The sequence below is a fragment of the Vibrio sp. 2033 genome, assembly GCF_033339735.1.
In genome coordinates this window covers 1-566 of record NZ_JAWOVC010000646.1, presented here as the reverse complement: position 1 = coordinate 566, position 566 = coordinate 1, and the positions used below count along the sequence as shown (strand labels likewise).

General features: G+C 44.9%; 1 protein-coding gene and 1 pseudogene. Both read left to right on the top strand.

What is annotated here, in order from left to right:
• A partial coding sequence (fliD, locus tag R7P74_RS28270) for a flagellar filament capping protein FliD (protein ID WP_318124001.1) occupies nucleotides 1-452 on the top strand: 452 nt, incomplete at its 5' end.
• 19 nt (nucleotides 453-471) lie between these two features.
• A pseudogene (locus R7P74_RS28265) lies at nucleotides 472-566 on the top strand (flagellar export chaperone FliS); the annotation flags it as partial.

Sequence of the window (566 nt, the reverse complement as noted above, 5' to 3'; positions counted from 1 at the left end):
GCAGTGAAGATAAAAAACGCGGTGTTCTAGCTAGCGACCCAACCATGCGCTCAATTGAAAGCCAACTATCAAGCCTTGTCCGAGGCGAACACGGCGGCATGCGCTTAAGCGAAATAGGCGTAACGTTGGATCGCCATGGCAAATTGAAAGTGGACCAAGAAAAATTTGCAGAGGCACAAAAAAACAACAGTGCAGGCTTAGAAGCAATGTTCAATGGCGACGGTGCATTACTTGACTCAATGGATGCCATGGCCGAACCATTCCTTAAATTTTCTTCTGGTGCGTTCAAATCTCGTAAAGAAGCGCTGCAAGCAAACTTAGATCGCCTCTCAGACAAACAAACCACTTTAGAACGTAAGTACGACATGTCGTACAAGCGTTACCTAAAACAATTCACTCAAATGAATACATTAATGACCCAAATGAACCAAACCATGTCAATGTTTGGCTAAGGCTTTAGGAGAAGATCTCATGCTTATGGACTCCGGTTACGACTCATACCAACAAGTCGACCTCGATGCTCAAGCGGCAGCAGCAAACCCTCATCAACTTGTCATCATGCTTAT